The sequence below is a fragment of the Streptomyces sp. NPDC058525 genome, from assembly GCF_042719495.1.
In the GTDB taxonomy this organism is placed as follows: domain Bacteria; phylum Actinomycetota; class Actinomycetes; order Streptomycetales; family Streptomycetaceae; genus Streptomyces.
This window is the reverse complement of sequence record NZ_JBHXNP010000027.1, coordinates 13,968-31,642: the sequence shown is the minus strand read 5'-3', so window position 1 is coordinate 31,642 and position 17,675 is coordinate 13,968. Positions and strand designations below refer to the sequence as shown.

The 17,675-nt window shown below is 69.6% G+C and carries 13 protein-coding genes; 1 reads left to right on the top strand and 12 read right to left on the bottom strand.

From position 1 onward, the window contains the following. The first annotated feature begins 261 nt into the window (after positions 1 to 261). Entirely contained in the window at positions 262 to 3,198 is a 2,937-nt protein-coding gene (locus ACFWP3_RS15295; RefSeq protein WP_384220647.1) for a polysaccharide lyase family 8 super-sandwich domain-containing protein, read from the top strand. 271 nt (positions 3,199 to 3,469) lie between these two features. On the opposite strand, the gene ACFWP3_RS15290 is transcribed toward ACFWP3_RS15295, so the two are convergent. The 12 genes from ACFWP3_RS15290 to ACFWP3_RS15235 form a co-directional block, all read right to left on the bottom strand. Then, positions 3,470 to 3,916, bottom strand: coding sequence for a hypothetical protein (locus ACFWP3_RS15290; protein WP_384220645.1), 447 nt, complete (start codon positions 3,914 to 3,916; stop codon positions 3,470 to 3,472). Next, positions 3,913 to 5,193 (bottom strand): hypothetical protein, encoded by a 1,281-nt coding sequence (locus ACFWP3_RS15285; RefSeq protein ID WP_384220642.1) that lies wholly within the window; start codon positions 5,191 to 5,193, stop codon positions 3,913 to 3,915. The genes ACFWP3_RS15290 and ACFWP3_RS15285 overlap by 4 nt, the downstream gene beginning before the upstream one ends. Beyond that, positions 5,151 to 6,014, bottom strand: coding sequence for a hypothetical protein (locus tag ACFWP3_RS15280; RefSeq protein WP_384220639.1), 864 nt, complete (start codon positions 6,012 to 6,014; stop codon positions 5,151 to 5,153). Before ACFWP3_RS15280 ends, ACFWP3_RS15285 begins: the two co-directional genes overlap by 43 nt. Then, positions 6,011 to 7,951: a hypothetical protein gene (locus ACFWP3_RS15275; RefSeq protein WP_384220637.1), complete on the bottom strand. Its 1,941-nt coding sequence runs from the start codon at positions 7,949 to 7,951 to the stop codon at positions 6,011 to 6,013. Before ACFWP3_RS15275 ends, ACFWP3_RS15280 begins: the two co-directional genes overlap by 4 nt. Next, a complete protein-coding gene (locus tag ACFWP3_RS15270) occupies positions 7,951 to 9,372 on the bottom strand; it encodes a site-specific integrase (protein ID WP_384220634.1) in 1,422 nt (473 codons plus the stop codon). The genes ACFWP3_RS15275 and ACFWP3_RS15270 overlap by 1 nt, the downstream gene beginning before the upstream one ends. 99 nt (positions 9,373 to 9,471) lie before the next feature. Continuing rightward, positions 9,472 to 10,590 (bottom strand): MFS transporter, encoded by a 1,119-nt coding sequence (locus ACFWP3_RS15265; RefSeq protein WP_384220632.1) that lies wholly within the window; start codon positions 10,588 to 10,590, stop codon positions 9,472 to 9,474. Continuing rightward, a complete protein-coding gene (locus ACFWP3_RS15260) occupies positions 10,587 to 11,435 on the bottom strand; it encodes a 5'-3' exonuclease H3TH domain-containing protein (protein ID WP_384220629.1) in 849 nt (282 codons plus the stop codon). Before ACFWP3_RS15260 ends, ACFWP3_RS15265 begins: the two co-directional genes overlap by 4 nt. A gap of 119 nt (positions 11,436 to 11,554) precedes the next feature. Continuing rightward, positions 11,555 to 13,552: an ABC transporter ATP-binding protein gene (locus ACFWP3_RS15255; protein WP_384220627.1), complete on the bottom strand. Its 1,998-nt coding sequence runs from the start codon at positions 13,550 to 13,552 to the stop codon at positions 11,555 to 11,557. Positions 13,553 to 13,614: 62 nt separating this feature from the next. Next, positions 13,615 to 14,037 (bottom strand): NUDIX hydrolase, encoded by a 423-nt coding sequence (locus tag ACFWP3_RS15250; protein ID WP_384220623.1) that lies wholly within the window; start codon positions 14,035 to 14,037, stop codon positions 13,615 to 13,617. Positions 14,038 to 14,486: 449 nt separating this feature from the next. Beyond that, positions 14,487 to 15,425, bottom strand: a complete 939-nt coding sequence (locus ACFWP3_RS15245) for an LD-carboxypeptidase (RefSeq protein WP_384220620.1) — start codon at positions 15,423 to 15,425, stop codon at positions 14,487 to 14,489. Positions 15,426 to 15,674: 249 nt separating this feature from the next. Next, positions 15,675 to 16,370, bottom strand: coding sequence for an AMP-binding protein (locus ACFWP3_RS15240; RefSeq protein ID WP_384220618.1), 696 nt, complete (start codon positions 16,368 to 16,370; stop codon positions 15,675 to 15,677). Then, on the bottom strand, positions 16,354 to 17,454 hold the full coding sequence (locus ACFWP3_RS15235; protein ID WP_384220617.1) for a phosphotransferase: 1,101 nt from the start codon (positions 17,452 to 17,454) through the stop codon (positions 16,354 to 16,356). The genes ACFWP3_RS15240 and ACFWP3_RS15235 overlap by 17 nt, the downstream gene beginning before the upstream one ends. Positions 17,455 to 17,675: the final 221 nt, after the last annotated feature.

Below are 17,675 nucleotides of genomic sequence, written 5' to 3'. Positions count from 1 at the left end.
TGCCGAGGGCGCGCAAGACGTGCAGGCGCCCAGCGCCGGTGCCCGGAGGTCGACACGTGCGACGGGGCATGCGCGGGCTACGCTTGGGCGCGATCAAATTGTCGATCATTTAATCAAATTGTGCGTGCCCGTTGACGTTCGATCGGGGCGGCGCTTACCTTCGCTGCCACCTGGACCCGAGAGGCTCTCCGTCCAGATGTCGCCGCACCCATTTCTTCCCCCGTCCGTGGTGCCCGCGACCCTCGCCGCCCGGAGGCCCCGATGAATTCCCACTCCGACGCCGCCCTCCCGATGCTCTCCCGCCGCCGACTGCTTCAGGCCGCTGGCGCAACAGCGGCCGTGACCGTGGCCGCCCAGTTGAGACTCACCGCCACGCCCGCGCGGGCCGCCGACGCCTACGACACCCTCCGCGGGCGCTGGCACGACCTTCTCACCGGCAGCGGCTTCGATCCCACCGCACAGCCGTACGCCGGCACCCTCGCCGGTCTCGGCGGCCGCGCCCGGGACCAGCTGAGCACCTTCGCCCCCACCTCCTCCTCGCTCTGGCCCGACCTCCCGCTCGGTACCGCATCCGCCAACATCACCAGCAGCTACAAGCGCCTGCGCATCATGGCCATGGCCTGGGCCCAGCCCGGCACCGGCCTCACCGGCGACGCCGCCACCGCCAGCGCCGTCATCACCGGCCTGGACCAGCTCCACGCGACCGCCTACACCCCCACCGCCGTCAACTACAACAACTGGTGGGACTGGCAGATCGGCAGCCCCCGGGCCCTCCTCGACGTCTGCGTCCTGATGTACGCGCAGCTCACCGCCACCCAGCTGGCCGGCTACCTGTCCGCCGTCGACCACAGCGTGCCGGACTCCACGGTCGCCGCCTACACCGGTCGGAGCACCGGCGCCAACCGCGTCGACCTCTGTCGCGTCCTCGCGCTGCGGGGCGTGCTCGGCAAGAGCACCGACAAGCTGGCCACCGCTTCCAACGCGCTCACTCCCGTCTTCCCGTATGTCCTCACGGGCGACGGCCTGTACGCGGACGGCAGCTTCGTCCAGCACACGTGGGTGCCGTACACCGGCTCGTACGGGAGCGTGCTGCTCGACGGGCTGAGCAAGCTGCTGAGCCTGCTGGCGGGCACGGAGTGGCAGGTCAACACTCCGCAGCTGCCCAATCTGTTCACCGCCGTGACCAACGCGTTCGCGCCGTTCGTGTTCAACGGCCTGGTGATGGACGGCGTCAGCGGACGGTCCGTCAGCCGCGGCCTTGAGACCAAGGACCTACTGCACCTCCAGCAGAACGACCACACCCGTGGTCACGGCATCATCGGCGACATCCTCCGGCTCGCGGCCTCCGGCGCCGCCCCGGCTGACCAGTCCGCCACCTGGAAGGCGGCCGTCAAGGGCTGGATCAGCCGCGACTACTACAGCCCCTACCTCTCCGACGGCTACATCGAGGTCCCCGAACTGGCCCGCGCTGAGGCGCTGCTCAAGGACTCCACCGTGCCGGCCGCCCCGGAACCCCTCGGCACTCAGATCTTCGCCATGGACCGCGCCGTGGTCCGCCGCGCCAGGTGGACGGCCGCGCTCAGCGTCTGCTCGGCCCGCACCACCTTCTACGAGAACGGCAACAAGGAGAACGTCCGAGGCTGGCACACCAACAGCGGCATGCTCTACTGGTGGGGCGACACCTACGGCAACGGCCAGTACTCCGACAACTACTGGCCCACCGTTAACCCCTACCGTCTGCCCGGCACCACCGTCTCCACCAAGCCACTGGCCGACGCCGCCGGCGGCGCATGGGGCGCGCCCCGACCCGACAACACCTGGGCCGGAGGCGCCACCGACGGCATGTACGCCGCCTACGGCCAGGACGTGCGCAGCCTGACCTCGACGCTCAGCGGCCGCAAGTCCTGGTTCCTGCTCGACGACTCGATCGTCTGCCTCGGCGCGGGCATCACCTGCACCGACGGCGTCCCCGTCGAAACGATCATCGACAACCGCAACCTCGGAACCCAAGGCACCAGCACTCTCACCGTCGACGGCGCCGACCAGCCCACCACCCTCGGCTGGTCTGGTCAGTTCAATGGCGCGCGGTCGATCGGCATCGCCGGATTCGGCGGATACGTGTTCCCGGGCGGAGCGACGGTCCACGCCGTGCGCGAGGCCCGGACCGGCAGTTGGCACGACATCAACGGCGGCAGCACCACCGAGCAGCTGACGCGCCGCTACCTCACCCTGTGGATCGACCACGGAACCGACCCGACCGCCGCAGCCTACAGCTACCTGATCATGCCCGGCGCGAGCGCGTCGACCGCAGCGGCCCGGGCCGCCAACCCTACCGTTACCGTTGTGGCCAACTCCGCCTCTGCCCAGGCGATCCACGACACCGCCTCGGGTGTCACGGCAGCGAACTTCTTCGCGGCGGGCGAGGCCGGGCCGATCACGGCCTCCGCTGCCTGCTCGGTCCTGCTTCGCGAGAAGAACGGCACCATGACCGTCACGGTCTCCGACCCCTCTCGGACATCCGCCACCGTCCAGGTGACGATCGCCAAGAACGGCTACCACAGCGCGGACCCCTCAGCCGGCGTCAGCATCCTCACCCTCGGCGGCGCGATCTCCCTCCTCGTCGAAACCGGCGGCACCCAGGGCGCGGGACGGACCGTCACCCTACACACCATCGGCACCGCTCCCGCCACGGCCGCCGCCACCACCCTCGCCCCCACACAGGACACCTACCTGCGCGACGGCATCTACGCCAATACCAACTACGGCACCGAGAAGACACTCACCGTCAAGAACGCCACCCCGAGCAACAGCGGCTACAGCCGCCGCGCCCTGCTTGACTTCGACACCTCGTCCGTGACCGGCACCGTCCAGCGGGCTGTGCTCTGGACGTATGGCCGGGTTGCCGACTCGGCCGGCACCCTCGCCACCCTCCAGGCGTTCGCCACCGACGGCACAGCCTGGATTGAGACGGCCGCCACCTGGAACCGTTCACCCGCGCCCGGCACAGCCCATGGGACGGGACAGATCTCCACGACCGCCGACTGGATCCCGCTCGACGTCACCGACGCCCTCAACGGCGTACGCGGCACCATCTCCCTCGCCATCTGGCAGCCGTCGGGCGCGGCCAGCCTCGGGGTCTACCTCCATAGCCGTGAGAACGACTACTTCCCACCGTTCCTGCAACTCATCAGCACCTGACCCGCGGTGCAGCGAGCCCGGTCGGTTAGAACCGCTGTCGTACCCATCGCCGTGAGCGCGTATCCGACGGCGTCGACTCGATCGATCGGGTGACCTGCGGGTTGCCCGCCCATGAGACAGGGGCCTGGTGGACTTCTCCGAGGGCCGACATGGTCCGCCCCTGATCCGATGGTTCTGCGCTCGCGTGCCCCGGGTCGAAGGGCAGCTGCGAACTGCCAGCTGCTGTCGAGACCGGAAGCCACCGAGTGGGCCGCTTCCTCGGGTGGGTTTGTCATGTCGAAGGGGGTCCTGGCCGGGGGATGACGAGGGGGACAACGGAGCCGGTACGGGCGGCGAGCTCGGCACGGAGTGCCTCGTTGTGGTGGTGGAGGGCGGCGATGGCGGTCGCGGCGGCGTGGAGTCTGGTTTCCAGCAGGGTGCACTGCTGGGTCTTGTCCGCGAGCTTCTTGCGGAGGCGGCTGATCTCGGCGTCGCGGCGCGTCTCGCCGGCGGTGGTCTTGCCGTGCTCGGCGATGCGGGCGTCCCATTCGGCGAGGATGGGCTGGGCGCGGTTCATGGTGGCCCGGCTGACCTGGGCTTCGCGCCAGAGGTTCTCTTTCGTCAGCCGTCCGTCGGTGCGCTGCGGCTTGCCGGAGAAGAGCCGCAGCATCGCCGCGCGCAGGGCCTTGGCGGTTTCTGCCGAGACGCCGTCTTCGGTGACGCGGGGGCGGTGGGTCATGGGGCGGTGCCTCGGATCGAGTTCAGGACGGCTCCGGCGCGCTCGGCTTCCCTGGTGATGAGGGCCTTGCGGCAGGCGGGGAGGCCGGGGGTCTGGAGTAGGTTGAGCTGGGTGCGGTGGTGCGCGTCGTAGAACGGGATGTGCTCGGTGCCGATTACGCTGTTGGGGCAGCGGTCGGGGCGGCAGCGGTCCTCCAGTGGGCCGGTGTGCCCTTCGGGGACGATCGCGTTGTCCAGGCATACGGCCCCGGCCGGGTTGCGCTCGTCGAAGAGACAGTTGTTGAGCGCGCCGAAGCGGATCGTGATCCGTGCCTTGCGGAGCAGGTCGTCCTCGACGCGGGCGTCTCCGTGGCGGGCCTTGACCGTGGCCATGATCTGGTCGAATGCGCCCTTGAGGCGTTCGGCTCCGGGACCGAATCCGATCTCCTCGCCTCTGCCGTGGACCTGGTACAGGTCCTTGAGCCGGCGGAACCGGGCAGCATGGACGGCGTCGTCCAGGTGTTTGGCCCATGAGGCGTCGGGCGCCGCGTAGCTGCGGGTGGACCGGTTGGCCAGGGCGCGGGTGGCGATGTGCTTGAGCTGCATACCCAGCGCGATCTCGGAGCCGGCGAACTGGTCGGTGAGCATCGCCATCGTTCTGCGGAACATATGGGGCCGGACCTTGCCCTTGGGGATCAGCTCCAGCCCGGACCAGGCCCGGCCGGCGTTGACGAAGGCGATGAACGAGTCCACCATGTCGCCGCCGTCGAGTTCCTCGTTGACCGCCCCTGGCTGCAGGGGTGCGAAGACCCGCGAGGGGTGAGGGGACACCGCTTCGGCGACAGCGATGGCCTCGGCGACCGGCTCACTGATCCACCAGTGCTTTCGCGGGCGCGCCTGGTGGCCTTTGACGAGGGTGGAGGCGATGGCCGGCGCGTTGAAGTGCTCGACCACGCTGCCGCGGGCGATCTCCTGCAACTCGGAGTCCCGCATCATTGATAGGGCAGCTACCAGCACGAACGAGGCGTTACGCAGGATGGTCGCCAGCCGGGACAGTTCATACAGGTCAAACCCCGGGTGCCAGGGACCGGTGCTGCCGTCCGGGCGAGTCACCTCAGTCAGCTCCACGGGCAGCCCGTAGGCGTAGCGGCCTTCTGCTACCGCCCGGAGCACCTTGGCCCGCCGCCTTCGGCTGGCTGCCGAGCTCCGACCGAACAGCGAGCCGTGGTGCCGGTCCTCTACGCCCAGCAGCAGCATCAGCATCCCCCAGTAGACCTCGGGGGCTGATCTTCGGGCCACTGCGGGTCGTAGTGGCAGGGCACCTTGTTCGCAGGGTCGGCCAACCACGCGTCCACTTCCGCATCCTTCCCCGCGGCCGACGGCCCTGCGGCGGTGCGCAGCTGTTCGGCCTGGCGCAGAGCGCGGAAGATGTCCGGGGCGAAGGTGTGGATGTACGTCCACGCCGCGCGGACGAGCGGGAACCAGATCTCGGGCGGGATCGCCTTCGTGGACAGCGTCCCGTCGCGCACATCCTTGGCGACCTGCGCTGCGAGCTTCCCCGGCCAGGGGTTGCCCGCCGGCCAGCCGCAGCTGAGTGCCGGGGCGAATGCCGCCATCTTCTGCACGAAGGCGACATGCCGGGTAAGGGTTGGGGGCTCGACGTCAGACTTGAGGGCCTTGATACGCCGCCGGAGGTCGGCCTCGCTCCAGTACGCCGGATCACCGGGGAGACCGTCTTTGCGGGCCCATTCGATCAGGCCGCGAAGGCAGCTCATGTTCAAGTTGATGGTGCCGATGTCCCAGGGGTCGAAGCCGAAGTGGAGTCCTGACGCCTGCAGCTGCTCGTGTTGGGGATTCGCCAGGATCATCACGACTTCACGGGCGAGGAGGTTCCAACGTGGCTCTGCCAGATCCCCGGCCAGACGGATCTTCCACCAGGACGGGTGACGGTTGGCGGGCTTACGCACCACGCCGTTGAAGTCCAGGACCTCGGTGTCGCCGAACAACGGGACCCGGGCTTCGGGCCGGCATGCCTGCGGAAGGAGAGGGCGGCTCTGGACGATCGGCTCGTCCGCGCGGAACAGGGACTGCGGGCGGCCGCCGGGATTCGCAATGATCATGCGTCGAACTCCACGTGTGCAGACAGGGGGAGGTCCAGTGAGACGTCCCCGGCGTCGATGTGCTTCTGCGCGAGGGCCTTCTCCTCCTCGGTGCGCTCATCCAGAGCGGCGCGGAGGTTGACGTACGACTGGCCCCACAGCCGAGTGAATGTCTTCGGGTCAAGCCGCCGCCGTACCCTCTCCAGGTGCTGGGCGAACAGCAGCAGCTGCGGCAGCTGGCTGGGCAGCACCCACGCGTTACGGCATTCAAGGCAGCGCAGTGGCGCGACGGCGCACAGTTCCCCCGGCGGGCTGAAGGGCGAGTCCCAGGGGTTCTTGCAGTGCGAGACTCCCATGTCGAGCTCGCCCTGGACGATCCCGTCCGCTTGCTCCTTGTCCAGCCCCAGTTCCTGCAGCCGCTCGCTGTTCTCGGCGACCTCGGCCGCGTCGGACGAGATCACGGTCGGCCCGTGGACGGCCTGCTGGAACCAGTGGTCCTGGGCCGTGGTGATCACCTTGCCGGACAGGATCCGCAGCGTGGTGCCCTGGGCGTAGTGCCCGGCGAAGGTCTCCTCCAGATGGTCGTCGGCGGCGACGCTGATCCGGCCGCCGGAGACGATGGCCTTCTCGACCTTGGTGGATTTCCGTAGCCGACCGATGTGGGCCTCGCCGTCGACCGTGACGGCGACCGAGGCCAGCCAGTCGGTGAACCGGTGGCCTTGCATGTTGGAATCCCAGCGGCCGAAGCGCAGCTCGTAGTACACCAGCGAGGGACGGACGAACAAGGTGTCGGTCACGTCCGGGCACCGCTCACGGACCCTCTCCGTCACGGCCAGCAGCCGGCGCACGATCGCGCTCACCTCGCGGCGGGGCCGGTCAAGCACCTCGCTTGCCGCCGACTCGCCCTCGTCGAAGTCCTGGGATGCGGCGTCGTCACGGAAAGCCCGGTGGCGCACTCGGTGGGCGCGGTTTTTGACCAGAGTCAGGCGTACGCCTTTGGGGAGGAACTCGATGTCCCCCTCGCCGAAGCCCGTGACCTCCTCCGGGGCGTGCCCGGTGGCGTCCATCAGCAGTACCCGGAAGGCATGGAGATCCACGTTGGTGGGGTACAGGCGGGTGATCAGCCGCAAGATCAGGTCCCGTCTGGCTCGCCGCTTCGTGACCGTCCCGTCCGCGTTGATCACCATCTCCCGCAGCTCGTCGGGCCACTGTGACGTCAGCTGCGGCAGCCGGTCCGCGATCTGTCGCGGCTGGATCACTTCCCGGGACAGCCCCCACAGCAGATCCGGCATGTGCAGCCAGTCCCCTTCATCCGGATGCCGGCCCTGAGCCGCCAGTGCCCAGCCGTCGGCGAGCCGCTTCTCCAGGGCGTGCACCGCCGACCATGCGGCCTTGACCAGCGCCCGCTTGTCGGCCCGGCTGAACTCGTCCCGCTCCGACGTCTCACCCCAGGGCGTCAAGGTACGGCCGCGGGCGAACCCGGCGAGCGCCTCATCGACCGTCCGCTCGGGATGGTCATCCCGCCGCACGATCAGGAGCCTCACACCAGACGACATCACCCCGGGCTGACGCGACCCGTCCTTGTAGGCGGTGGGCAAGGTGCGCTCCCACCGAGCCAGCAGGGGCAGCAGATCCGCCGACTCCAGAGACAAAGACGCAGAGGCGTCGTATGCGGCGTCCATTGCTGAGCACACCAGGTCGACCGCGCGCACGTAATCGCGGGACGCCGAGGCCGAGAGATCGGTAGATGCGACGTACTCGGCCCATTCGTCGGCGAGCTGCGCGGCCAGCCGCGAGCAACGGTAGTCCGCCGGGTCGATGTAGTGGAGGCGCTCCCGACCCTGGTCATCGACCGCGACCACACGGACGCCGATCCGGTCGTCCCCGGTAGGCGCCCCCAGCGCCTGACGCAGGAACTCGGTCCGCTCGGCCGACATCGCCCCCCGCTTGCGCGCCATCAGTTCGCCCCCGCCGGCGACTTCTCCAGATGGAAGGCCCTGGCGGCGATCTGCGCGTACGTGGCCTCTTCGTCCGGGTCACCGAGCCACCCGGCGAACGCCGCCTCGTACTCGTGCACCAGATCGTCGGTGTACTCCAGGTACGCGTACGTGGTCTCCGGGCTGGAATGACCGAGTCTGCGGCTCACGATCAGCAGCGGGTTGTAGCGGATGTGTCCGCTTACGTAGGAGCGGTGACGGCGCCGCCGCGCGGCCAGGTCGGGCTCGGCTCCGTCCATCTGCTGCTCGAGGTAGGTAAGGAGCTGCAAGGCGTACGTGTGGCGCAGATCGTGCCAGCGCCACCGCTTGGCGGGCAGCCGTGGCGTGGTCTCATTGGCCAGGGCGACCATCCGGCGCCAGGCTGCATGCCGGTACCGCTTCCAGGAGTCCGCCCCCGGCATCAGACCGCCGCGGCAGAGGAACACCGCCATCGCCTCCAGCCCGAACTCCCCTTCCCAGACCGTGATCCGGCGGAGCTTGGGCGGCATTGCCTGCATGGAAACCACCTGGTGAATACCGTCGATGGTGCCGTGGATCCGGCCCGTCTCCGGCTCGACGCGAGAGACGACGAACAGCTCCCGGTGCCTGCGCTCCAGCCGTCGGGCCGCCGCCGCGGTGAACTCGCGGCGCTCCAGCAGGCAGTAGGTCTCGACCGTCCGCATGGCCTGCTCAGGAACGAAGATCCCGCGTTCCTTGCCATACTTCGCGCATGCTTGGACATTGAACTCGGCCTCGCCCGCGTAGCGGTCCACGCCGATGCCCAGCTCGGGCAGCAGCACCGTGGCCCACTCCTGCCACCGCATACCGGTACACACGGCCAGATCCGCGCCCGCCCGGTCGCGATGCGGGGAACTGCCCCGATAGGACCGGTTGAGCTGCGAATTCGGACGCTGCCCGCCGAGCCCGACATCCCGGAAGTAGCGGTACTGCTCCAGAGAAAGGTGCCGGATGTCCATTCCACGCCGCGTCCGCGGACTCAGCGCATTCCGCCCGCGTGACGCCACCCGCATCGGTCGGCGCCTCAGGTATCGCTGCTCGACCGCGAAGGTGAAGAACTGGTCCAGCACCGACGACTCCTTCGACCACGCCGAGGAGCCGACCGGCTTCTTCTGCGACTGCGTGCGCCACTTCTTGTAGGCCACGATGTCGGCCTCCGTGGCCGTGAGCACGTCCCGCTCACGCTCGGCCTGGTGGCCGCTGAACCGGGCCATGATGCGCCCGTAGTCCTTCAAGGTGCCTTCGGCCAGGTCGGCGTACGACATGCTCCGGCCCCACGAGCACAGCGGCTCCACCGGCATCATCGTCTCGTCGTCCAGATAGATCGGCGTGCCATCCGAGATCCCCTGAAGCTCCAACAGTCTGGCCGCCTCGGCACCCGTCAAGACCGGACCGTCCAAGTACCGACGCACCAACGCCGTGTCAACTGCGAACAACTGCATACTCGTTGCCTCCCGAGACATCTGAGAGACGAGAGATAGCAGTCAGCAGAGAACAGCGCGGACACCCTTCACCGGTACGAGGGACGAGCGATGAGACAGATCTGAAACGCCCCAAGAAACCGAGCGTTGGGTGGTGCCTGCGCAGGCGGCCGCCGCGAGCTGGAGACCGCCCGCGAGTGAGAGGACCAGCAGCCAGATCGGGCCGGGCCCGGCGAACAGGAGCGGGACGCTCATCAGCGGGTACATCGCGAACCCGGCGATCAGGACCCGTCCGGGCCCGAACCGGCGGACGATCCTCGGTGCGGCGAGCGGCCCGGCCAGGCATCCGGCGCCGGACACCCCCATGATCACCCCGAGCCCGGTCGTGCCGGTCTTCACCGTCGTCAGCAAGTGGAAGGCCCAGAAGGTGGAGGTCAGCGCCGAACCGAAGCCAGTGCCGGCGAGGCACAGCACGAGCGGCCTTACGAGGGGGGTGCGGGCCACGTACACCAGGCCCTCCCAGATCTCGACGGACATCCTCCGCCGCGCCCTGGTGGACGGCGGTGCGGGGGCGGTACGGATCCGGGTCGCGCACCAGGCCGAGAGCAGGTAGGAGGCGGAGTCCAGGGCGAAGGCCCGGCCGGCTCCGACGAGGGCGACCACGGCGGTCCCCAGGTAGGTGCCGGCGGTGTCGGCGGCGCCGAACGCGGCCCCGATCCGGGAGTTGGCCTTCTGGAGCAGTCCGGGTTCGACGAGTTGGGGGACGATGGCAATGGCCGCGGCCTGGTGCAGCACCGTCACGGCCCCCAACGCCAGGGCCACGGCGTACAGCACGGGCATGGACAGCGTCCCCAGGACCGCGGCGGCGGGGATGACCGCGACCACCGCGGCCGCCCCGAGATTGGTGACGACGAGCACAGTCCTCTTGTCGTGCCGGTCGATGACCGCCCCGGCTGGCAGCGCAAGCACGAACGTGGGCAGCTGGGCGAGGAAGGCAAGAAGAGCGATCTGGCCCGGGGTGGCCTTGAGGTGGAGGATCGCGAGCGCCGGCAGCGCGACGCCGTGCACTGCCGTTCCGACCAGGCTCGCGCTCTCGCCGGTCAGAAAGGCGCGGAAGGACCGGTGGCCACGCAGGGTCACCTTGGCGGCCAACGGGGTGAGGGCCGCCGGGGGCGTGTTCACCACAGGCCGGTCGCCTTCATCAGCACCGCGGGCGCGGTCAGTTCGGGCGTGGCCGTCGCGGTGACGGAGTCCTGCGGGACCGGGACATCGCAGTTCAGGCGCAGGAGGGACCGGTCGCGCAGGACGTTCTCCCAGGTCTCCCGGATCCGGAGCAGCGGATTGGCCAGTCGGCCCGGCGCGGTGGCGGGGAGGTCTTCGAGGCGGAGGCCGCCGGTAAGGAGCCGGGCGGCGGTCACCGGTCCCACCCCGGCAACCCCGGGAAGGTTGTCGGCCGGGTCCCCGGTCAGGGCCCGGAAGTCGGCCCACTGCGAGGGCGTTACCCCGTACCGGTCGGTGACAGCCCGGGCGGTGATGAACTGGCGGCCGGGCGGGGCCTGGGGGTTGAGGATCTGGATCCGGTCCGCGGTGAGCAGGCTGTAGAGGTCCCGGTCTCCCGAGAGCACCACCACGGCACGGCCGGCGGCGGCCTCCCGGGTGGCGATCGTGGCCAGCACGTCGTCGCCCTCGGCGCCGGGCCATTCCAGCCACCGCACCCCGCTCTGGTCGAGCATCTCCTTCAGCGGCGCCAGGGCCTGGATCGGGCTGTGGTCGGCGTCAGACCGGTTCGCCTTGTACCCGGCATCAACGTGGACCCGGTCGGCTGCGCCGTCCTCGGCGTCGAAGACCACAAAGACCTCATGGCCGGCGCAGTGTTCCCGGTGTGCCTTCCGCAGGAGCGCCACGAACCCAAATGCTCCGGTCACATCGGTGCCGTCCAGAGCCCGAAATCGCTTCGGGAAACCGAAGTGGGCTCGGTAGAGAAGATGGTGGCCGTCGACGAGCAGGAGCGGTGCGGGTGCGGTCATGGCCACGGTGGTGCCTCCAGGCATCCGAGGCGCCAGCGGCCGCGGCGCCCGGGTGCCCCGGGACGGGCAGCCCGCCAGAATATCGGTCCCCGCGCGGAGCCGGGCCGGTGACACGGAGTTCACGTCAGGTCCTCCGCCCGATCGGCGACGGAGCCTCGCTGAGCGGGCACGCTGTCGGCGAAGGCCGCGGCCTGAATCAGGTAGGCGTCACGGAATTCGCCCGTACCGATGCTCTCGTCCATGAGCTCGGCGAACGTCCCGGACTCGGCGACCTGGCCGTCCTTCATGACATGGATGACGTCAGCGTCACGCACCGAATGCAGGCGGTGCGTGATCAGGACAACGGTCTGGCCCGTCGCGGCCACCGCGCGGATCTGGTCGAAGACCCGCTGCTCAGCCACCGCGTCGAGGGCGCTCGTCGGCTCGTCGACCACCAGAATCCCGGCGCGTTTGTACCAGGCCCGGCTGATCCCGACCATCTGCCACTCACCGCCCGATGCCTCCTGCCCGCCCTTGTAACCGCGCCCGAGCAACGTGCCGAGACCACGGCGCAGTCCGGCGATGAACCGGTCGGCGCCGGAGAACTCGGCAGCGTCCTGTACTGCCTGGTCGTCGATGGGCTGAGTGGGCCGGCCGATCCCGATGTTGACCCTGACCGTGAAGGGCCAGCGGAAGAACGACTGCGACATGAGGGCGATGCGGGAGAAGATCTGCTTGCGGTCGGCCTTGGCGGCATCGACATCGTCCCACCAGATAGTGCCGCCACCCACGTCGGGGAGGTGCAGGCCGGCCAGGAGCTTGACCAGCGTGGACTTGCCCGAGCCGTTCGCCCCCACCAGGGCGATCACCTTGCCCATCGGGAACGACAGGGACACCTCGCGCAGGGTCGGCTCCGGCGTCTCGCCGCCGCTGCCAGGGTAGGTGAACGTGACCTTCTCGAAGCGGACTTCCCGAACATCCACGGGGAGGTCCTCCCCGGTCTCCGGGATCGCCCGCGCCTTGGCCTCCGTGCAGAGCCGCTCGAAGTCGGCCACGAAGAGCGACTCCTGGTGAAGGTCGGCCATCTGCACGACGAGGCTGTCCAGGCTCGCGGATCCGGTGCGGATGGCGAGAACCGCGGTGCCGGCGACCGCGAGGTCCATCCGCCCGCTCCACAGGAACAGTCCCAGCGCCCCGTATGTAAGGAGGGTGGCAACGCCGGACGCGCCGTCGGCGATCAGCCCGATCTTCGCCGCGCTGCGGGCCAGGCGGGTCTGCTCGCGCTCGCTCGTCTCGGCCATCTCCCGGAAGTGACTGAGAAGGAAGGGCCCGACCTCGTGGACGCGGACCTCGGCGGCCGCTTCCCGCTGAGTTAGCAGCTGCCCCAGGAGGTGTCCGGCCCGTGCGTGCTGGACGAAGGCGTGGAAGGAGAGGTAGCGCTGCCGGGAGATCGTCAGGGACCTCCACCCGCTGGGCAGGGTCATCAGCACGAGCAGGGGCAGAAGTCCGATGTGCAGCACGGTGATCACGCCGGCCGCCGCGATCAGGGAGATGCCGGAGTTCAACGTGTTGGTGCAGTACCGGATCATGCGCCGGGCGGAGTCGGCCCCGTAACGGGCGGCGTCCAGCAGCCGGTGGAACTCGTCGTCCTCGATCGCCGCGAGCTCCACCCGGTGCACCAGCCCCAGGTACTGCTCGGTGGCGACCCGCTGGACCTTTGGCTCCAGCTCACCAGTTGCGGCCGTGGACGCGGACCTCAGCAGCGAACCGAGCAACGCGGCGACGGCCACGACGATCAGCGCCGGGAACGCACTGGTCAGGCGCTCGTTCGTCCCGCCGCCCGCGAGGATGTGACCCAGGACCGCGTTGACCGCGACCAGCCCAATCGCCTGTACGACCCCGCGGCCCACCTCGGCGCCGAGGACCACCCGCAGCGCGCGGGCGTCAGCGAGATGCGCGAGGCGCAGCCCGGTGCCGACCATCCGGGGTAACCCCTTGGCCATGGTCCACAGGCCCAGCTTCAGCCAGGCACCTTCGTGCTGGTCCCAGCCGACGTCGTACGCCAACTCCCCGCCGAAAAGCAGCCGCTCCGAGTCCGAGACCGTCGACTGTGAGTCCTTGCTGTCCTCGCCGCTCATTCGTCCCCCTTGTTCATGGTTGGTCCGTGGTGGGCAATTCACTGGCCGGGTGCGGCCCGAGGTCAGCCGTCCGGGCAGCTTGGGCCGGTGCCCGCGGTCGTGGGAGCGGCGGGCATGGCGAGGGCGCCGTAGAGCGTGCCCGAGACGTACTGATTGAGGACGGCGTGGGTCAGCGGCCGGCAGTCGGCCGGAGGCCCACCGGGATCTGCCCACACCACCTCGCTGTACTCGCCGGGGGCGCAGTTTCGGGGGTTCCCGGACCAGCGCTGTGCGGCGAAGACCGCGCACAGGCGGCCCGCGCCCTGCTCGCTGCGGTAGTGCAGGAGGCCGCTGAGTTCGACGTCCTGCACCTCCAACCGGATTCCCAAGGTGCGGGAAGCACCTCGGCAGGCGGCTTCGTCCAGCCACTCCGCCGCCTCAAGCCGCCGGCTCACCAGGGCGAGCTGGCCCTGGTCTGGGTGGTGGGCCCGGCGGACCAACGCCACTCGCCCATCCGGACGCAGCGCGAGCAGTACCGCCTTCGTCGCCGGCCGGTATCCAGGCCCGCCCTGTTCGAATCGCGCAGAGGCCGTGCGGGGGTTGGGCGCTGAGGACACTGGGCCTCCCTGGGTGGACGTGGAACCGCGTGGATGGCCGAACAACTTCGTACGGCCGGATGCCGTAACGGACTCGGAAGGGTGAAATTCCCGAACTGATATGCGATCGCAGCGTGCAGGGCGGTCCCTTCGGGGTTGGAGGCGTTTGAACTCACACGTTGGAGTGGACGGAGAATTGAGGGCACCCGATCAGGGTCTTGCGCGGCGGCTGTTCGATGTCCATCGAGGGCTGGCGGACCGGCTGGCACCGATGCCTGGACCGGTTGGCGCACCCTGTGGGGAAGCCCCGGTGATCGGGTACGGCAAGAAGCGGAGCTGCTGGTTTCTGAGCCAGGTCCTCACGCGGTGACCCAGGGCGAGATGAGGGTGAGCGGGTGCTCTGCCGCGGAGTCCATCCGCAGGGTGGCGCCGATGGGCAGGGTGTACTTGCGCGGGGTGTGCCCGTACGGCAGGCCGTGGGCGAGGGGCCAGGCGTACTCGCGGCACAGCTCGTCGACCATGGCGGTGACTGTGATGCCCGCGGTGGCCTCGCAGCCGACGCTCTCCCCGATGATCAGTCCCGCGATTTTGTCGAGGACCCCGACGTCCCGGAGGTGGGTGAAGGTCTGGTCAAGGACGTCGGTGGGCTTGAAGGCGTCCTCGACCGCCAGGATCGCGCCGTCCCATCGGGGCTCCCAGGTGGTGCCGAGCAGGCAGCGCAGCGACGAGAGGCAGCCCGCGACCAGGGGGCCTTCGGCGGAGCCCGGCCGGGTCCAGGTCAGGGAGGCGCCGATCCGGGCGGCGGCGCTCTGGCCGGCGAGCATCGCGGTGAAATGCTCGGCCGTCTCACAGGGCGCGTCCGGGGCCGCGAGGTCCCACATCACCGACGGCCCGTGAAGGGTGACCAGGCCGGTTCGCGAGGTGATCGAGTTGAGGAGGAGGCTGGGATCGCTCACGCCGACGATCAGCTTCGGGTTGGCGGCAATCAACGCGAGGTCGAGTCCGGACAGGAGCCGGTTGGAGTTCCTTCCGCCGCCCGCGCACAACACGGCGGCGATCGAAGGGTCGGCGATCATCTGGTGGAAGTCGTCCAGGAGCTCGTCGGTGGTGCCGGCGCGGTATCCGGACCGCCCGGTGGCATGGGCGCCCACGACGACTTCGAAGCCGAGGCCGGTGAGCGCCTGGACGCCGCGGGAGAAGACGTCCGGCAGGTCGGCGGCCTCCGGGGCGGAGACCGTGACGATGCCGATCCGGTCGCCCTTGGACACGGGCGCAGCGAGCCGGGGTGTCGTACTCATGGGGAAGGTTCCATTCACTGGTGCTGGATGACTGGGCTGGACCCCCGTCGCAGGCCGGGGCCGATGCGGAGCTGGTCCAGGGGCGGTGAACGCTGAGAGGGGATCGCGAGGCCGAAGGCTTCGTTGACACGGTGCAGGAGCTCACGCAGACCAGCGAGTCCCCACCGCAGGAGAAGAAGACGGTCGTTGCGGCGGCAGGCTCGGCGCCGGTGGCCTGCAGCCACCACCCCCGGACCTCGTTCGGCAGTGCTACGGCCGGGGCTGTTGCGTCCGGCTCGGCGGCCAGCGGGGCTTCGGGGAGGGCCAGGGCGGTGAGCGCGCGCAGGTCCGGTCTGCCGTACCCGGCGAGCGGGAGCGAGGGGTACCGGTGGATACGGGCGGGGACGGCAGTCGAAGCAAGCAGGCCGGCCAGGTACGCGCGCCTCGGTGATCCGGCCGCAGGGGACAGCCACGTGCAGAGCGGGGACAGTTCCCCCCGGTCGGCTCAGCGAGCACCGCGGCCGCGGTCACCCCGGCGAGGGTCAGCGCGGCGGCTTCGACTTCCTCCGGATCCAGGCGCACGCCGCCGAGGTTGAGTTGCCTGTCGATCCGGCCGCCGATCCTGAGCCTCGGGAAGGCATGCACCGTACGGTCGGGCAGGCCCGCGTACACGCCAGCCAGGACCACACCGGCGAGGTGAAGGTGCCCGGGCTGCCCGTCGGGCACGGACTGGTCGTCCTCGCCGAGGAGGAAGTCCTCCACCCCAGACACGGACCGGCCGAACGGCGCGGGCTGGACGTCGGCCATGAGGTGCGGTGCGACGTGGGTGGCGATGGTCGCCTCGGTCGGACCGTAGGCGTTGGCGACCTGGCGCCGGTCGATCCAGTGGCGGATGAGATCCGGTGGTGTGCGCACGTACAGAGCTCCGCCGGCCGTGAGAGTCATGAACTCAGCGAAGAGCGTCACGCAGGGCCTCCTCCAAGACAGGTAGTCGGTCCAGCAGCATCAGATCGGCCTCGTGCCGCGCCCTGGCGTAGGACTCAAGTGCGGCATCGACGATGTCCGGACGCTTCACTGGTGCCGAGAACGGAAACGTCGAGCAGAGCACGGCTGCACAGCCGACACGGAGCGAGGACACGAGGTCGTTCGCGGACGTCTTGGGGTTGGCGTCCCGGTAGGCCAGGGTGAGATCGGTGTATCCGGTGAGCCAGCCCTCCACACCGTTGGCCAGCACGCTGCTGGGGTCGCAGCCCAGACGGGCGATTTCCCAGGCGAGGTACCCGGGTGTGGGCGGTCGGAAGTCCACGAACGCGGCGGCATCGTCGTCCTTGAACAGGACGTTGGGGCCGGACAGGTCGCCGTGCAGGATCTGGACCGTCAGCGGTGGAAGCAAAGCAAGGATGCGCTCGACGCCACCGAAGCGAGCTTGCCGTTCACGCGTCGCCTGCAGCGACCATGCCTCGAACTCCCCGAGCCTGGGCTTGCTCTGGAACGCGCGAATCAGACCCTCATAGCTGTCTCGTGCGGTAGCCACGTCACACACCGCAGCGCCAGATTTCAGGGTGGGTGCGGCGGCGGGGTGAGCGGCGAGCCGACTGTGGAGGCGCCCCAGCGCCGCGCCGCCGGCTGCCCACCGTGCGCCCCTCAGGCCGCCTTCGCCGGTCGCGGTGTGCGGCACGTATGACCACAGGGACAGCGGCAGGGGGCCTTGGGTCGCGATGAGTTCGTGCTCGCGCGTGCGGGTGGCCCGCGCAGTCGCGACACCTCCGTCGGCGCAGTACTCGGACAGTGCGACCGACGCCCGCTCCAGATCCAAGTGCTCCCGAGTGCGGTAGACCTTGGCGAAGTGCCACCGGCCCGCGTGGTCCACGACGGCGAAGTTGTCCGTCGCGGTGCCCTCCGGGATACGCGTGATGTCTACCGGGTGCAGCCCGTACGCGAGTACCAGCGTGTCGGCGACCGCCTTGATCTTTGCCTCCTCCGCGGTGCGGCCGGGCGGGGAAGGCGCGGCGACAGGGTTGGTGGCGGGTTGGTGAGATGCGGTGGACATGGTCTCCTCGTCGAAGCGCAGTGAAGTGCTCAGATGCTGGCGGGCGGCAGGTGGTCGGGTCGATCAGGACGCGGGCACGGACCGCGGCCGCCAGCTGCGGCGTGCCGCACGGGTGCAGCGCGGCGCCGCAAGGTCGCCGGCGGACAGCGCTCCGTCAATGCGGTCATCTGCTTGCGCCACCCTCGTTCGGGTTGTGGCAGTACCCGAGCCCGACCCGGCAC